The sequence below is a fragment of the Rhodococcus sp. NPDC058505 genome (assembly GCF_042720095.1).
GTDB lineage: Bacteria > Actinomycetota > Actinomycetes > Mycobacteriales > Mycobacteriaceae > Rhodococcus_G.
On sequence record NZ_JBHXNB010000026.1, the window covers coordinates 27,823 to 41,517 of the forward strand.

Sequence of the window (13,695 nt, forward strand, 5' to 3'; positions counted from 1 at the left end):
GCTGGACATATGTCCAGGTTTGGGTGCGTCGACACGCCGACCGGAAAATGGGGATGATTTCCCCGCCGCGGCGCGTTACAGTGTGTGGTCCCAGCAGGTTGCTGGGTACGTACGGGGCTGAACGGTTTCGACTGCGTACGTTTAGTTTGGGGAAGCGTGTCGGTGCAGGCAAGAGACCACCGTAAGCGTCGATGCAACCAATTAAGCGCCGATTCCAATCAGCGCGACTACGCTCTCGCTGCCTAAGTAGCGAAGCGTGTCTGTCAGTCCGATCTCGCCCTCGGGTCGGGTACTGGCATCAGCTAGAGGGCTTTACCGCACGGCTCGGTCACGGAGTCGGGCGGGACATCCAACAGTGACTGGGATCGTCATCACGGCTTGTTCGCGAGACCGGGAGATCCAAGTAGAGGCATAGCGAACTGCACACGGAGAAGCCCAGGCAAATTTGCGTAGGACCCGGGTTCAATTCCCGGCAGCTCCACCGCATGAGGCCCCGGACCACACGGTCCGGGGCCTCGCCCCGTTTCCGGGGCCCTGCCGAGGGAGGCGGCGGATGCGGACGGATCTAGTGAGTGCTCGGACGTTCGTGGCCCAGGAAATACCGTGAGTGCGTGCGACGAAGCATCTCGATCGAATCGCTCACCAGGGAGACAATCTCCACGTTGGAATCAGAGCGTGCCTTCTCAAGTTGAAGCCGGTGCAGCATGGCCGATCGACGTCCGTCCGCCCCGGAGAACTGGGTCACGGTTCGGTCTGCAGTCTTGCGATTGAACTCGATCACAAATGCTGTCACTATGCCGTCCCTCCCTCGGTCAGCCGCGAAGTGTCCGCTCGATGTCGTCGAGCATAATAGATAGCTGGGCTTCGCCTTCGAGCACCGATTCGCCGATCCTACGAACGTGTTCGGGCAGATCATCGAGACTCTGCCACACGTATCCAGCCTCTGGAAGCATCTGCGCGATCGTGTTCTTGCGTTCCTCGATCACCCTGATGTGCCCGGTGGAGATCTCCTGGAGTCTGGTGGCGATTGCGATCCATGTTGGGTCTGTCGCGTCACTGATCGTTGTCTGATCGACGCTGCTGTATCGGATGCCTCGGCCGACGATATCGCCAAGACGTTCATAGGTGTTCGCCCATTTGCTTTGCAGTTCGGTACGAACCTGGACCTCGGCCATTGCTCTACGCAGCTTGAGGTGGATGTGGACCGCTCGATACCCGCTGTGATGGTGGACGCGCAGATCCTTGATCGCCTTGCTTGGGTCCATACCGAACGAGTGCGCAATCGCTGCTGCAACCGCGTCTTGCTGGTCGAGCGTCATCTCGGCGTCGCAGCGCACCCCCCGCGATGTCCACGATGTTGTTGAGCGGGCCGGAGTCGAGGCGGTTGAGCTTCTCCCTCAAAGTATCGATCGTCTTCGTCCGGAACGTAAGATCCGGGTCCGCGCTGGGGAGTAGGGAATCCCAGGGAAGTGACTGCACTTTTTCGTGAACCTCGGCGGCGAGCTCGTCATACCAGATCATTACGTCGTCGTACTCGGGACAGCCAGCGACCGGACCCACTCCGTCGCGGAGACATTGGGCCAGCAGCTCCATCTGCTTGTTCGACCAGGGCCGATCCTGCACTTGCACCCACCGATCTAGAGGTCAGCCTTCACCCGGCGTGTGGACCATATTGGCATTCGACGACCGCCAGGGTCCGCAGGGTGGGAGGCATCGCTCCGTGTCGTCGACTTGCGGTGACTAGTCTGTACTCGTGGAATCCGGCGGACCAGAATCCCTCCATGCCGTCGACTTCGCGCACACCGACGCGGCCTCGCGGCGGCGCCGCGACAAGGCGCTCGGGCTGGCGCGGTTCGTGTGGGACCTCGGGATCGGCAGCGCCGACCTGCTCGCGATGCCCGACGAGCGGCTCCGCAAGCTCGCCCGCGCCGCTGGCGCGAACCCGCCGAGCACGCACGAGACGTGGACCGTGGTCGCTGACCTGCTCGACGAGAAGAACCGCTGGGCCGCGGCCCATCCGGGCGACCCGCGCGCCGTCCCCGCGCACGCCGACGAGAAGATCACCTGGGTCAAGCCGCCGCTGCCGCCGTGGCCCGCGCCGTAGTCAGCAGTTGCTGGGAGCGGGCACGCCCCCGAACCGGTCACCGAGGTAGCCGAAGACGCCGGGGATGCCCTCGATCGCGGCGGGTCCGTGATCGCCGGGCAGCACGTTGAACAACACCCGGGTGCCGGACGCGCACCAGCGGCTCATCGTCGCCGACGTCGAATCGAGCGGTGCCAGCTGGTCGCCCGCCCCGTGCCACGCGAACACCGGAGCGGTCGGGGCGCCCGGATAGGTCAGCAGGCTGTTCTCGTCGAAGACTGTGCGCATCGGGGGTTGCAGCACCCGGTTCGGGTCCTGCGTCATTTCACCGGTGCTGTGGCCTGCGCCGTCGTCGATGATCTGCTGTGAGCAGGCGTTGACGATCCGATCGCGCAGCGACCTGCCTTCCTGCGTCAGGAACGGCGACACCATGATCTGGTTCGGGTACTCCCGCTCGAGGCCGAGCGTCGCGGCGAACGCCAGCCCGAACAGCGGGTGCGGGGCCGGGCCGAGACCGGCGGCCATCTCGATCAGATTGGTGGGGACACCCCCCTGCGCGACCCCGACGATCGGCAGGTCGGGCGCGTATGTCGGGGCCAGCGCGGCGGCCCAGCCGGTGGCCATGCCGCCGCCGGAGTAGCCGACGAGGCCGACCGGGCTGCGGACCAGGCGCAGTTCGGGCAGGTGTTTGACCGCGCGGATCCCGTCCAACACGATCTGCCCGCCGAGCCGGGCGGCGCCGTACGCGCTGGTCGGTCCGAGGTGGTCGGGAATCGTGACGGCCCAGCCCCGCAGCAGCAGCGGCGCCAGCGCGGGAGCCTCGGTGAACTGCCCGTTGAAGAGGGTGTGCGACGGCCCGCACTGGGTGCCGAGCGAGTTGATGATCGCCTGATAGGACACCAGCGGGCGGTCGACGCCGCCGCGCGGCACCATCACCGTCGTGGCGGCCGCGATCGGCGCGCCCGATGAGTTAGTGGATCGGAACAGGACCTGCCAGCCGTCGGCGTTGCCGTACCGGGAGACGTCGACGGGGCGGGTGCGCAGCACCTCCCCGTTGGCGCGGGCCGCGAGGTCGGGCGGCGCCCAGTAGAACGGGTCCGGGTCGGCGACCGGAGTCGTGGGCTGGGCCTGTATGGGGGGAGTGGCGAAGAGCAGGCAGGCGAGCATTGCGAGTGCGGCGGCCACGGACCGCCCGAGCAGAATGCGCATGGAAGTCCCTTTCCGCCCTACAGCGTAAACCGCTTCGCGGTCCGTGCGTGATTTTCACCACTATTGGGGTAAAAATCACGCACGGCGGCGGAGCCGCCACATCTGCACCGGCGCGCAGCGCAGCGGAGCCGCCACATCTGCACCGGCGCGCAGCGCAGCGGAGCCGCCACATCTGCACGGGCGCGCAGCGCTACCAGGCGGTGATGATCGGGCCGGGGGTCCACGTCCCGGACCGGGTCACCGTTGCGGTGTCGACCCGGGCCGGGCCCGCGGCGCGGTCGATCGGGACGAACTGCTCGATGGACCCCCAGTCCCGGTCCCAGTCGTGCGCCAGGTAGGACGGGATGGTGCGGGCACCGAGCAGCATGCCGGTCCAGCCGAGCGGCCCGCCGCCGGCGTGGTCCTGCCAGCGTCCGGTGGCGATGGCACCGTGCCGGTCCGGGAGGATCCGGTACTCGGGCACCTCCGCGACGCCGTTGCGGTGCAGCATCTGCGCCTGGCACGGGAAGTTCAAGCCGACGGCCCAGTCCAGCAGCACCGGTGTCTGCGTCCCGACGACGTCCTGCAGCGTCTGCGTGACCGGGACCCGCGGCGGCGTGAACGCGAGCCACTGGTCGCCCGCGATGTCGGTGTCGGCGGCGACGATGCGCACCACGTCGGCCTCGGCGGGCAGCCGGTCGAGGGGGACCCGCAGGTTCCGCCACGACGGGACCGGGCCGATGTCGATCGGGGTGGTCGAGCCGAGCATCCGCACCCCGACTGCGTCGGTGACGCCGTACTCGACGTCGAGCCGCTGGCCGTAGGTGGCGATGCCGTCCGCGTCGACGGAGTGGATGCGGCCCGCGACGGCGATGGAGATCAGGTCGCCGCGCGAACCCCCGCTGTCCGGGTCGGGCAGTCGGTACCAGTCGGTGGTCACCTGCGCGGCGCCGGACGCGCCGTAGCTGCCGAGCACCGGGGTGGACGCGGGCGCGAGACCGAACGGCAACGCGACGGTGGAGCCGTTGACGCCCTCGCCGCCGAATCCGCCCGCGGTTCCCGCGCCGGCGGTGTCACCGGAGTCCCCGGTGCGGTCGATGGTGTTGGCGGTGCCTGCGGCGAGATCCTCCTCGTCGGGGGTCAGGTCGGCGGCGACGCCATTCGGGGTGAACCCGTCCCCGCCACCCGCGGTGAGCCCGGCTGCGACGTCACCCGACAGCGGCCGCAGCGTGGACGCGTTCGGATCGGTTTCCAGCAGAACGTCGTTCGCGAGGCCACAGCTGTTGCCGGTGATCGAGTCGATGCTGGACCGCGCCACCGAGTACGCCGGGTACTGGGCCACCGCGCCCTTCGCGAGGGAGAGCACCTCGAACAGGACCAGCGCGGCGGCGGCCACCGTCAGCGGCGGGATCGACCACAGCCGCCCGGGGTCGCGTCGCCGGTCCGCGGTGGGGTGCACGTGGTACCAGGCGGCGACCGCGAGCAGCGCGAGGGTGGCGCCGAGGAGCAGCGTCGCGAAACCGACGCCAGCGACGGACGGCGGCTTGTCCCACCACGGGACACCGTAGCTCGACACGTACCACCAGCCGTTCTGGCTGACGAACGACATCGTGACCAGGAACGTGACCGCCGCCGCGAACAGGGCCCGGTTGCGACGCGACCGCAGCACGACGGGCGAGACCGCGATCGCGGCGACCACCGCGACGGCGGCGGCGAGCCCGGCGTAGATGCCGAAGTGGTGGGTCCATTTCGTCGGCGCGAACATCATCAGCATCATCGCGCCGAGGGTGATGCCCACGATCCGGCGACTCGGCCCCTGCGCGGTGCCGGGGATCTGCCCGCCGCGCCGCAGAATTGCCACGATCACCGTGACCAGGCACAGGATCATCGTGAACACCGCGAAGCGGCGCGAGAGGGATCCGTCGACGCTGATCTGCAGCAGCCACTGGTAGCGCATGTACTCCATGAACCAGGGGTCGGCGGGGCCGATGGCGTGCACCTGCTGCATTTCCCGGACCGCGGCGAGGGTCTGGTCCGCGAACACCAGCGCCAGCACCCACACGCCGGCCGCGATCAGCGGCAGCAGGGTCGCGGCGTAGCCGACCGCCCGCGCCCGGTCGGCGATGATGCGGGCGATCGGGCGGGCCCCCGCGATCAGGGCGGCGAAACAGATGATGCCCGACGGGCCCGCTGTGACGGTGACGGCGCCGACCAGGATCGCGGCCGCCGCGGGCAGCAGCCGCCGCGTCGCGATCGCGCGTTCGACCGAGCACCAGGTGGCGAGGACGCCGACCGCGACGATCGGTTCGGGACGCAGGCCGTTGTTGAACGGCAGCCAGAACGCGAGGAACACCAGCGCTCCGGTCCACAGCGGGCCCCGCGACGCGCGCGCCGCGGCGCCGAGGCGCGGCGCCACCTCCCTGCTGATCAGCCACCAGCCGAGCAGCCCGGCGCACAGCGCGGGCAGCCGCATCCAGATGCTCGCCGTCGAGACATGGGTCATCCAGGCGAGGACGTCGTAGAACGGGGTGCCGAACGGGGCCTCGGGGACACCGAACCAGCGGAAGTAGTTCGCCATGTAGCCGGCCTCGCCCGCGGCGCGGGCCATGCCGAGCTGGTAGCCGTCGTCGGCGGTGTTCGCGCCGATCACATGCCACAGGCCGAGGGTGCCGACGACGAGCGCGTCGATCCGGGTGAAGCTCCACCACCGGGCGGGCAGGAATCGTCGGGTTCGCCGCCCGTCGGCGGCGTCGATGCGGTGCAGTGCGACCAGCGAGACCGCGGTCGCGAGCGCGGTGAGCAGCATCGCGGCCAGCTTCAGCGGGGTCGGGGCGGTGCTGAAACGGGTGTCGAGCTGCGCGGTCACCGACAATCCGTCGGCGGTGTCGGGCAGCTGCGAGAACACCCCGACCAGCTGCGGACGCAGGTCCTCGGCCAGCGTCGCCGTGACCTCGCCGACGGTGGCGGTGGTCCCCGCCGGGTCGGAGCGGACGGTGATCGTGCATCCGGCGGTCAGGTCGTCCAGAGGGGTCGACACCAGCACCCGGTCCCGGACGATCACGTCCAGCCGCGGGTCGGGGTCGGCGACGACCTTCGCGACCAGGCCGTACCGCTCGGCGTCCCGGCTCCCGATGGGCGCCGTCGACACCAGCACCCCGCCGTCGGGCAGCTGGCCGACGGCGGCGCACGGGATCGCGACGTCGAGGTCGATCGGCGCATACGACACCAGCGGTGCCGTGACGCCGGTCGTCGCCCCGTTCTGCGGCCAGGACACCGTCGCCGCGGTCTGCCGGACCGGGAGGAACGGGATGGAGACGGCGAGAACGATGCCGAGCAGCGCGCTGACCGCCGCGACCAGGCGTGGCCCGCGGAGCCGGGAGGGCGGGGCGGGGGTGGCCCGTTCCGCGGGGTCGGCGATCGTCTTGGTGTCCGTCACGGCTCGACATGCTAACGACTCGGCAGGGCGCACCTGCAGAGCCGCAGGTCGGGACCCTTGTTAGCCTGACGAGATGGCGCCGGGTGAGACGTGTGAACTGCCGATGTTCCCGCTCGGTGCGGTGCTGCTGCCCGGCGAGGTGCTGCCGCTGCAGGTGTTCGAGCCGCGGTACCTGGCGATGATCGAGCACTGCACGGCGTCCCCGGAGCGGATGCGGTTCGGGGTGGTGCTGATCGCCCGCGGCAACGAGGTCGGCGGCGGCGACGAGCGGACCGGTGTCGGGACCGTCGCCCGGATCACCTCGTGCCGCCGCGCGCCGGGCGGCAGGCTGCTGCTCGGCTGCGTGGGGGAGGAGCGGATCCGGGTGGACGAGTGGCTGCCCGACGCCCCCTACCCGCTGGCGCGGGTGCGGTCGTGGCCGGACGACCCGTCGGAGCCGTCGGCGGACGACGTCGCCGCCCTCACCGACCGGATCACCGAACTCACCGACCTGGCATCGACCGTCGCTGGTGCGCCGCGGGCCCCGGACTGGTCGCAGCTGACCGGATCGGCGGGCGATCGGGCGTTCACGCTGGCCCGGGTCCTGCCCCTCGGCCCGCTCGACAAGCTGCGGGTGCTGACCGCGCCGACCGCGGCCGAGCGGGTGCCGGTGCTGGCGCGGGCCGTGGACGACGTCGCCGCGGCCCTGCGGTTCCGGCTCGGCGGGCGCGGGTAGCGGGGACCGGAGGAGGTGGCGGGTGACGCGGGAGGACGTCCCGGTGATCGCCGTGGTCGCGGCGGGCGGCGCGCTCGGTGCGCTCGCCAGGTACGCGCTGACGGTGGCGATCCCGCCAACACCCGGGCAGCTGCCGGTGGCGACCGCGATCGCGAACGTCACCGGCTGTTTCCTGATCGGGATCCTGATGGTGGTCGTGACCGAGGTGTGGACCGGGCATCGGCTGCTGCGCCCGTTCCTCGGGGTCGGTGTTCTCGGCGGCTACACCACCCTCTCCACCTACGCGGTGGAGGTCCGGGAACTGCTCGCGGGCGGGCGCACCCCGCTCGCCGTCACCTACCTGGCCGGCAGCGTCCTCGCGGCACTGGCCGCGGTCCTCGCCGGCCTGTGGATCGCGCGGGCCGTCGTCGGCGCGCGCGTCGGGAAGGGAACCTGACATGACCACCGACCGGCACACCGTGCATTCCCGGTCCGAACTGCGGCTGTCGATCATCCTCGGGCTCGACGACCTGTGGCACCACCGCCCGACGTACCAGGAGATCGTCCGCCGCGCCCGCGACGCGGGACTCGCAGGCGCCAGCGTCTGGCGCGGCATCGAGGGCTACGGCGCGTCCTCGCGCATTCACACCACCCGCCTCCTCGACCTCGCCGACGGGCTGCCGGTGCTGGTGGTCGTCGTCGACGACGAGCCCCGCATCCGCGCGTTCGTCGCGGCCGTCGCCGAACTGCTCACCCGGGCGACCGTCACCGTCGACCGGGTCGAACGGTTGCACGTGAGCGACCGACCGGAGTGACCGCGCCCGGCGCATCGCTCGCCCCGGTCCTGCTCGTCCTGCTCGGCGGGGCGATCGGGGCACCGGCCCGCTACCTCCTCGACCGGGCGGTGCAGTCCCGGCACGACAGCGCTTTCCCGTGGGGGACGCTGTGCGTCAACGTGATCGGATCGCTGATCCTCGGTGTCCTCGCCGGCGCCGCGACCGCTCACGACAGTGCGCTGTGGACGCTGCTCGGGACCGGCTTCTGCGGCGCGTTGACCACGTTCAGCACCTTCGGCTACGAGACCGTCCGGCTGTTCGAGGACCGGGCGCGGCTGTACGCGGTGGTCAACGTCGTGGTCACCGTCGTCGCCGGGGTCGGCGCGGCGGCCGTCGGGTTCACCCTCGGCCACCTGCTCGCCTGATCGAATGCCGCCCGCGAACGGACCGCATGGTCGAATTGACGCCATGGCCCACCCCCGCGCTGGCACCCCCGCACGCCCCGAGGACCTTGAGGACCTCGCCCACCTGGTGACGGCCTACTACAGCCGGATCCCGGACCCGGGCAACCCCGACGAGCGGGTCGCGTTCGGCACCTCCGGGCATCGCGGGTCGAGCCTCGACGGTGCGTTTAACGAGGCCCACATCCTCGCGACGACGCAGGCGATCGTCGAGTACCGGGCGAGCCGCGGCCACACCGGACCGCTGTACCTCGGCCGGGACACGCATGCGCTGTCCGAACCGGCATGGACCAGTGCCCTTGAGGTCCTCGCGGGCAACGGCGTCGACGTGTTCGTCGACGCCGCGGGCCGGTACACCCCGACCCCCGCCGTCAGCCACGCGATCCTGCGTCACAACGCGCAGGCGCCGTCCGCCCTCGCCGACGGAATCGTCGTCACCCCGTCGCACAACCCGCCCCGCGACGGCGGTTTCAAGTACAACCCGCCGACCGGTGGGCCCGCCGGCTCGGACGCGACGTCGGTGATCGAGCGCCGCGCCAACGAACTGCTCGCCGCGGGCCTCGGCGGGGTGCGCCGGGTGCCGCTCGCGACCGCGCTCGCGACCGCAGCGCACCCGCACGACTACCTCGCCACCTACATCGACGACCTGCCGAACCTCGTCGACCTCGACGCCGTCCGGGCCGCGGGCATCCGGATCGGCGCCGACCCGATGGGCGGCGCCGCGGTCGACTACTGGGGTGCGATCGCGGAGCGGCACCGCCTCGATCTGACCGTCGTCAACCCCGCCGTCGATGCGACGTGGCGGTTCATGACCCTCGACACCGACGGCCGGATCCGGATGGACTGCTCGTCCCCGGACGCGATGGCCTCGCTGATCGGGGCCCGCGACCGCTACGACCTCGCGACCGGCAACGACGCCGACGCCGACCGGCACGGCATCGTCACCCCCGACGCCGGGCTGATGAACCCGAACCACTACCTGGCCGTCGCGGTCGACTACCTGTACCCGCACCGCCCGGCCTGGGACGCGGGGGCCAGGGTCGGCAAGACCCTGGTCAGCTCCTCGATGATTGACCGCGTCGCCGCCGGGGTGGGCCGCGACCTGACGGAGGTGCCGGTCGGCTTCAAGTGGTTCGTGGCGGGCCTGGCGTCGGGTGAGCTCGGGTTCGGCGGGGAGGAGAGCGCGGGCGCGTCGTTCCTGCGCCGCGACGGCCGCGTCTGGACCACCGACAAGGACGGGATCGCGCTCGCGTTGCTGGCCGCCGAGATCCTCGCCGTCACCGGCCGCACCCCGTCGCAGCGGTACCGCGACCTCGCCGACCGGTACGGGGACCCGGTGTATGCGCGGGTCGACGCGCCCGCCGACCGCACGCAGAAGGCGGCACTCGCCGCGCTCACGCCGGACGCGGTGACCGCGACCGACCTCGCTGGCGAGGCGATCACCGCGACCCTCACCGCGGCGCCGGGCAACGGAGCACCGATCGGCGGGCTGAAGGTGTGCACCGCGAACGCCTGGTTCGCGGCCCGGCCGTCCGGCACCGAGGACAAGTACAAGATCTACGCCGAGTCCTTCCTCGGCGCGGACCACCTCAGACAGGTGCAGGACGCGGCGCGGGAGTTGGTGTCCCGCGCGCTGGGCGAGAACTGACCGCCCCGGTCGACGGACTAGTTTGGATCGGTCATGACTGCAGCCGAATCCGCCCCCGACTCCCGGGACACCCGACTCCCCAGCGAGATCTGGGTTCTCGTGAGCGCGAGCTTCGTCATCGCGCTCGGCTACGGCATCGTCGCGCCCGCGCTGCCGCAGTTCGCGGTCAGCTTCGGCGTCGGCGCGTTCGCCGCGACGGTCGTGATCTCGTCGTTCGCGTTCATGCGCCTGGTGTTCGCGCCGGCCAGCGGGTCGCTGGTGCAGCGGATCGGCGAACGCCCCACCTATCTGACCGGGCTGCTGATCGTCGCCGCGTCCACCGGGGCGGTCGCGTTCGCGTCGAGCTACTGGCAACTGCTGATCTTCCGGGGGATCGGCGGCATCGGCTCCACCATGTTCACCGTCTCCGCGCTCGGGCTGCTGATCCGGATCACCCCGCCGCACATCCGGGGTCGGGTCTCCGGCCTGTATGCGACCTCGTTCCTGTTCGGCAGCATCGGCGGCCCCCTCGTCGGCGCCGCCCTCGTCGGGTTCGGGCTGCGGGTGCCGTTCCTCATCTACGCGGTTGCTCTGCTGATCGCGGCGGCCGTCGTGTACTTCCGGCTCAAGAACTCCGCGCTCGCCACCCCCGAGACGTCGAGCGACGCGGCAACCATGACCTTCCGTCAGGCCGTGCGGCTGCCCGTGTACCGGGCGGCGCTGCTGTCCAATTTCGCCAACGGCTGGGCGGTCTTCGGGGTGCGGGTCGCGCTGGTGCCGCTGTTCGTGGTGCAGGCGCTGCACGCCAGCGACGGCTACGCGGGCATCGCGTTGACCGTCTTCGCGGTCGGCAACGCGCTCGTCCAGATCCAGGCAGGGCGCCTCTCCGACGCGTACGGGCGGCGACCGTTCGTCCTCGCCGGGCTCGTCGTCAGCGGACTGTGCACCGCGGGCCTCGGGTTCAGCCCCAACCTGTGGGTGCTGTTCGCGCTGTCCGCGATCGCGGGCGTCGGATCCGGACTGATGAACCCCGCGCAGCAGGCCGCCGTCGCCGACGTCATCGGATCCAAGGCCCGCGGCGGGCCGGTCCTCGCCGCCTTCCAGATGGCATCCGACGTCGGCTCCGTCGTCGGCCCGCTCGTCGCCGGGGTGCTCGCCGAGCAACTGACCTACGGCACCGCGTTCGCCGTCACCGGCGCGCTGACGATCCCCGCGATCGCGGCCTGGCTGCTGGCCGGTCGATCAGCCGGGCACACCCACCCCGATCACCAGGCCGACAAGGTACGTCGCCCCGACCGCGATGAGCCCGAACAGCAACTGTCGTAGCCCGCCCCACACCAGCGGCCGCGACGTCAGGTGCGCGGTCGTCGCACCGACCACCAGCAGGCCGACGCACCCGACCGTCAGGCCGGCGATCAGCGACTCGAAGCCGAGCAGGTACGGAATCAGCGGGATGATCGCCCCGATCGCGAACATCAGGAACGACGACGCGCCCGCGACCAACGGGGACGGCTTCTCGGTCGGGTCGACACCCAACTCGTGTGTCAAATGGATCGTCACCGCCTGCTCGGGATCGCGGTGCACCTCCTCGGCCGCCGCCCGCGCGGTCGCCTCCGACATCCCCATCTCCACGAATGTGCCCACCAGTTCGGTCTGCTCGGAGACCGGATGCTTGCGCTGCGCCCGCGCCTCCACCCGCACCTCGGCGTCGATCTGCTGGTTCGCCGTCGACACCGACGCGTACTCGCCCAACGCCATCGAGAATGCGCCCGCCGCCAACCCGGCGACCCCGCTCAACACGATCGCGTGCGCATCCAGACCCGCGCCGCCGACACCCGCGAGCAGCGAGGTGTTCGTCACCAGGCCGTCCATCGCCCCGAACGCGGCCGCCCGCAACCACCCACCGGACACGTTGGCGTGCCGGTGATCGAACTCGTGCGGCAGCGCACCGTGGGGCAGGGGAGATCCGGGCTCGCCGGCGCGCGGGTGCGGCGCATCGCTCATGACCGTGAATCTACGCGCGGCGACGATGGCGGTGCCGGATGCGCGCCGGCGGTAGCGTGAGGGCCGTGTCGAACCGTGCAGTTCCCTGGACGTCGATCGTCAGCCTGCTCGCCCGGGTCGCGCTGGCCGCGGTGTGGCTGATCTCGGGTGGCATCAAGTTGGCCGATCCCACCCAGACGGTGGTCGCGGTGCGCGCCTACCAGCTGCTGCCCGAGGGGCTCGTTCGGCCGGTCGCCGCCGTCCTGCCGATGGTCGAGATCGCGCTGGGTCTGCTGCTGCTGGTCGGGCTGGCGGTGCGCTGGACGGCGGTCGCGTCGGCGGCGCTGCTGCTGCTGCTGATCGCGGTGATCGTCTCGGTGTGGGCGCGGGGGCTGTCGATCGACTGCGGCTGTTTCGGTGGGGGCGGCGCCGCCGACGTCGACGGCTGGGACTACGGCCGCGAGATCCTCCGCGACGTCGGGTTCCTGGTGCTCGCGGCGTGGCTGATCGTTTATCCCCGCAGCCCCCTCGCGTTGGGTCCCGGCTCGCGGGCCGGACACTCAGTTCCCGTTCAGCCGAAGGTGGCAGAGTAAGGCCACACTGTGACGTGGCGGCGGGTGCACCGACGCCTGTCACACGGACTATCCCCGGAGGACCGCAGCAGTGAGCACGAAGAAGACCAAGCCCGTCACGGCGGCGCCGCAGGCGACGTCGAGTCGATCGACCTACATCCTCGGCGGGATCGCGGTGCTGGTGATCGCCGCGGTCGTGATCGGCGGCGTGCTGTGGAGCAGCAACCGCAGCAAGCCGCGCAACGAGGGCTACGGCGGAGTGTCCAACGCGGCGGTGCAGGTGAGCACCGACGCCGAGGGCGTCGTCCGGCTCGGCGTCCCCGACGCGCCCACCACCATCGACCTGTTCGAGGACCCGATGTGCCCGTACTGCGCGGAACTCGAGCACACCAACGGGCAGGAGGTCGCCCAGAAGATCGACGAGGGCCAGCTCGCGGTCCGATACCACACCCTGGACTTTCTGAACCGGCTCTCGGCGAGCGGCGACTACTCGTCGCGCGCCGCGGGGGCACTGCTGTGCGTCGCGGACAGCGGCAACGCGATCGCGTTCTCGGCGTTCCACACCGCGCTGTTCTCGCCGGACAATCAGCCTGCCGAGAACGGCAAGACGGATCACAGCAACGCCGACCTCGCGCAGCTCGCGAAGGACGCGGGCGCCGACGAGCCGACCGCCGCCTGCATCGCCGACGGCGCGAAGGTGGAGCAGGGTGCCGCTGCCGCGCAGACCGGCCGGGAGGCCCTCGCCGCGACCGGCGCAGCGGGCACCCCCGCGGTGGTCCTCAGCGACGGCACCGTCGTCGACGCGCTCGGCGACCCGAACTGGGTCTCCAAGCTGAACTGACCGCAGACCGGGCGGGGCGCGGGCACCCGGCGGG

At 71.0% G+C, this 13,695-nt stretch carries 13 protein-coding genes and 1 other RNA gene; 10 read left to right on the plus strand and 4 right to left on the minus strand.

Going from position 1 to position 13,695, the window contains the following annotated elements:
- Nucleotides 1-113: 113 nt before the first annotated feature.
- Nucleotides 114-484: a transfer-messenger RNA gene (gene ssrA, locus ACFWPA_RS17115) on the plus strand.
- 328 nt (nt 485-812) lie between these two features.
- Here the strand turns inward: ssrA and ACFWPA_RS17120 are convergent.
- Nucleotides 813-1,319 carry a hypothetical protein gene (locus ACFWPA_RS17120; protein WP_378507015.1) on the minus strand — a complete coding sequence of 169 codons (507 nt, stop codon included), beginning with the start codon at nt 1,317-1,319 and terminating at the stop codon, nt 813-815.
- A 434-nt stretch (nt 1,320-1,753) separates the two neighbouring features.
- Here ACFWPA_RS17120 and ACFWPA_RS17125 point away from each other — a divergent pair, with 434 nt between their 5' ends.
- Nucleotides 1,754-2,104, plus strand: coding sequence for a hypothetical protein (locus ACFWPA_RS17125; RefSeq protein WP_378507016.1), 351 nt, complete (start codon nt 1,754-1,756; stop codon nt 2,102-2,104).
- Here ACFWPA_RS17125 and ACFWPA_RS17130 read toward each other — a convergent pair whose 3' ends face one another.
- Together ACFWPA_RS17130 and ACFWPA_RS17135 are read right to left on the minus strand one after the other, a co-directional pair.
- Complete coding sequence (locus tag ACFWPA_RS17130) at nt 2,105-3,292, minus strand: lipase family protein (RefSeq protein WP_378571130.1); 1,188 nt, start codon at nt 3,290-3,292, stop codon at nt 2,105-2,107. It lies immediately after the preceding gene.
- 190 nt (nt 3,293-3,482) lie between these two features.
- Nucleotides 3,483-6,707, minus strand: coding sequence for an arabinosyltransferase domain-containing protein (locus tag ACFWPA_RS17135; protein ID WP_378571132.1), 3,225 nt, complete (start codon nt 6,705-6,707; stop codon nt 3,483-3,485).
- Nucleotides 6,708-6,780: 73 nt separating this feature from the next.
- Here ACFWPA_RS17135 and ACFWPA_RS17140 point away from each other — a divergent pair, with 73 nt between their 5' ends.
- From ACFWPA_RS17140 to ACFWPA_RS17165, 6 genes are read left to right on the plus strand one after another with little or no spacing between them, the layout of a single operon-like run.
- The gene (locus ACFWPA_RS17140) at nt 6,781-7,422 is read left to right on the plus strand and encodes an LON peptidase substrate-binding domain-containing protein (RefSeq protein ID WP_378571134.1); all 642 of its coding nucleotides are present in this window, start codon (nt 6,781-6,783) and stop codon (nt 7,420-7,422) included.
- A 22-nt stretch (nt 7,423-7,444) separates the two neighbouring features.
- The gene (crcB, locus tag ACFWPA_RS17145; protein WP_378571136.1) at nt 7,445-7,858 is read left to right on the plus strand and encodes a fluoride efflux transporter CrcB; all 414 of its coding nucleotides are present in this window, start codon (nt 7,445-7,447) and stop codon (nt 7,856-7,858) included.
- Between the two features lies 1 nt (nt 7,859).
- Complete coding sequence (locus ACFWPA_RS17150) at nt 7,860-8,216, plus strand: DUF190 domain-containing protein (RefSeq protein WP_378571138.1); 357 nt, start codon at nt 7,860-7,862, stop codon at nt 8,214-8,216.
- Nucleotides 8,213-8,602 carry a fluoride efflux transporter CrcB gene (gene crcB, locus ACFWPA_RS17155; protein ID WP_378571140.1) on the plus strand — a complete coding sequence of 130 codons (390 nt, stop codon included), beginning with the start codon at nt 8,213-8,215 and terminating at the stop codon, nt 8,600-8,602. Before ACFWPA_RS17150 ends, crcB (ACFWPA_RS17155) begins: the two co-directional genes overlap by 4 nt.
- Nucleotides 8,603-8,645: 43 nt before the next feature.
- Nucleotides 8,646-10,286, plus strand: coding sequence for a phosphoglucomutase (alpha-D-glucose-1,6-bisphosphate-dependent) (gene pgm, locus ACFWPA_RS17160; RefSeq protein ID WP_378507023.1), 1,641 nt, complete (start codon nt 8,646-8,648; stop codon nt 10,284-10,286).
- Between the two features lie 33 nt (nt 10,287-10,319).
- Nucleotides 10,320-11,591 carry an MFS transporter gene (locus ACFWPA_RS17165; protein ID WP_378571142.1) on the plus strand — a complete coding sequence of 424 codons (1,272 nt, stop codon included), beginning with the start codon at nt 10,320-10,322 and terminating at the stop codon, nt 11,589-11,591.
- Here the strand turns inward: ACFWPA_RS17165 and ACFWPA_RS17170 are convergent.
- The gene (locus ACFWPA_RS17170; protein ID WP_378571145.1) at nt 11,508-12,269 is read right to left on the minus strand and encodes a VIT1/CCC1 transporter family protein; all 762 of its coding nucleotides are present in this window, start codon (nt 12,267-12,269) and stop codon (nt 11,508-11,510) included. The two genes, ACFWPA_RS17165 and ACFWPA_RS17170, sit on opposite strands and share 84 nt — an antisense overlap.
- Nucleotides 12,270-12,334: 65 nt before the next feature.
- Here ACFWPA_RS17170 and ACFWPA_RS17175 point away from each other — a divergent pair, with 65 nt between their 5' ends.
- Both ACFWPA_RS17175 and ACFWPA_RS17180 read left to right on the plus strand, forming a co-directional pair.
- Entirely contained in the window at nt 12,335-12,841 is a 507-nt protein-coding gene (locus ACFWPA_RS17175; RefSeq protein WP_378571147.1) for a MauE/DoxX family redox-associated membrane protein, read from the plus strand.
- Nucleotides 12,842-12,911: 70 nt separating this feature from the next.
- Nucleotides 12,912-13,661 (plus strand): DsbA family protein, encoded by a 750-nt coding sequence (locus ACFWPA_RS17180; protein WP_378571149.1) that lies wholly within the window; start codon nt 12,912-12,914, stop codon nt 13,659-13,661.
- The last annotated feature ends 34 nt before the right edge of the window (nt 13,662-13,695 follow it).